This window comes from Actibacterium sp. (assembly GCF_041584535.1).
Classification (GTDB): Bacteria; Pseudomonadota; Alphaproteobacteria; order Rhodobacterales; family Rhodobacteraceae; genus Actibacterium_D.
Genome location: NZ_JBFHDW010000380.1, coordinates 1 through 2,052 on the forward strand (window position 1 = coordinate 1; position 2,052 = coordinate 2,052).

2 protein-coding genes are annotated in these 2,052 nt (G+C 58.4%); both read right to left on the bottom strand.

Annotated features, from left to right (window positions below):
• Positions 1-39 precede the first annotated feature (39 nt).
• Complete coding sequence (gene ectB / locus ABYW26_RS13835; protein ID WP_372605493.1) at positions 40-1,329, bottom strand: diaminobutyrate--2-oxoglutarate transaminase; 1,290 nt, start codon at positions 1,327-1,329, stop codon at positions 40-42.
• Between the two features lie 33 nt (positions 1,330-1,362).
• Positions 1,363-1,890 carry a diaminobutyrate acetyltransferase gene (gene ectA, locus ABYW26_RS13840; RefSeq protein WP_372605494.1) on the bottom strand — a complete coding sequence of 176 codons (528 nt, stop codon included), beginning with the start codon at positions 1,888-1,890 and terminating at the stop codon, positions 1,363-1,365.
• Positions 1,891-2,052 lie beyond the last annotated feature (162 nt).

Consider the following 2,052-nt stretch of genomic DNA (forward strand, 5'->3'; position numbering starts at 1 on the left):
GGTCATCAGGTCGTTCAGGTCTCTTACGATCATAACGGGTTACTCCGCGGCGAGTTTCAGTTCCGAGCAAACCTCTTGGACCGAGCTTTGCAGAATGGTCAGGCCCCGGGCAAAGACCTTGTCCGGGGTGGTCAGCGGGGCCAGTACCTTGACCACCTGATCCTCGTTGCCCGAGGTTTCGATGATCAGGCCGTTCTCAAAGGCGCGCGCACAGATTTCCGCCGCGAAGGCGCCCGAGCCCACGTCGACGCCCTGCATCATGCCACGGCCTTTCAGAACCGCGCCGGGGATCATGTCGGCAATGTCTTCCAAGGCGCGGGTCAGCATCGCGGCCTTGTCGGCGATCCGGGTCTGAAAGGCGTCATCGGCCCAGAATTTCTCGATCGCGATACGGGCGGTGACGAAGGCGTGGGTGTTGCCCCGGAAGGTGCCGTTGTGTTCGGCGGGACCAAAGACATCGTGCTGCGGTCGCACCAGCACCAAGGCCATCGGCAGGCCAAAGCCCGACACCGATTTGGCAAGGGTCACGATGTCAGGCGTCACGCCCATTTCCTCAAAGGAAAAGAACGTCCCCGCGCGACCGATCCCGGCTTGCACGTCATCGACGATCAGCAGGGCGCCATGCGCCTTGGCAATCGCGGCGATCCGGCGAAGCCACTCGGGCCGCGCGACGTTCAGGCCGCCTTCGCCCTGAACGGTTTCCAGAATGATCGCGGCCGGCGCGTCGATGCCGCCGGATTTGTCACTTAGCATTTTCTCAAGATAGTCGGCGGTATCGACATCGGCGCCGAAATACCCGTCAAACGGCATCCGGGTCACGCCGCCAAGCGCAACACCAGCCCCGCCCCGGTGATAGGCATTGGCCGTCGCGGCAACCGCGCCTAGCGACACGCCGTGAAAGCCGTTGGTAAAGGCGATGATATTGGTGCGGCCCGTGACCTTGCGCGCCAGCTTCATTGCAGCCTCGACCGCATTGGTGCCGGTCGGTCCGGGGAACATGACGCGATGGTCCATGCCGCGCGGCGCCAGCACATGGGTCTCGAACGCCTTGAGAAACGCCGCCTTGGTGTTGGTGTGCAGATCAAGCCCGTGGGCGATGCCGTCAGCGGAAATATGCTGGATCAGCGCGGCCTTCATGTCGGGGTCGTTATGGCCATAGTTCAGTGACGAACACCCGGCCAGAAAGTCGATATATTTGCGTCCGGTCGAATCCGTGAACTCGGATCCGCTGGCGGCGGTAAAGACCGCCTGAAAGCCCCGGCAATACGAGCGGGCGACGCTTTCTCGGCGTTTGAAAATTGCGGTATCGGCTGACAGATTTGTCGGCATGATATGTCCTTTGGATTTTCGGGAACGACGCGTTCAGGCGGCTTTGCGCTTGGGCTCCGGGAAGGTAATTGTCACCATGTGTTCGGTCGCATGGTGCCCACCAAAATGTTGGTCTTGGGTGAAGTGTTCCTGATCTGACAAGCTTGCCCCGATCGAGCGGGCGAAACTTTGGAACAGCCGCCACGAGGCGGTATTGTCTTTTGTGATCGTGGTTTTCAGGCCGGCGATATCGGCGCAGATGTCGCGTGTGACGAGATCGGCCAGCATGTCGCGCGCCAGACCGGTGCCGCGCATCTTTTGCGCGACGGCGACCTGCCAGACGAACAGCACGGCCTGTCCGGGTATGATATGGCCGGAAATCCAGCCAACGATCTCACCGTCAAGTTCGGCCACCACGCAAGTCTCGGCAAAATGATCGGTCTGAATCAGGTTGCAATACATCGAGTTCTCATCAAGCGGCTTGCAAGCGCGCACCAGGTCCCAAATAGCAGCCCCATCCGTCACCAAAGGTTGGCGCAGACAGGGCATTCCTGTTCGAGGATTGTTTTCGTCGGCATGCATTGAAATGGCGGCCTTGATGATTGCTTCGAACAATCAACTATATTAAGCGCGAGTAAAATTCAACTAACGAAGTAAAATTATGCATAAAACAGCGAAAATATAAGGAAAAATGCGAATATAGTTAGCCTATGGGAAGAGGTATTCTGAAATATAAATTAGTAA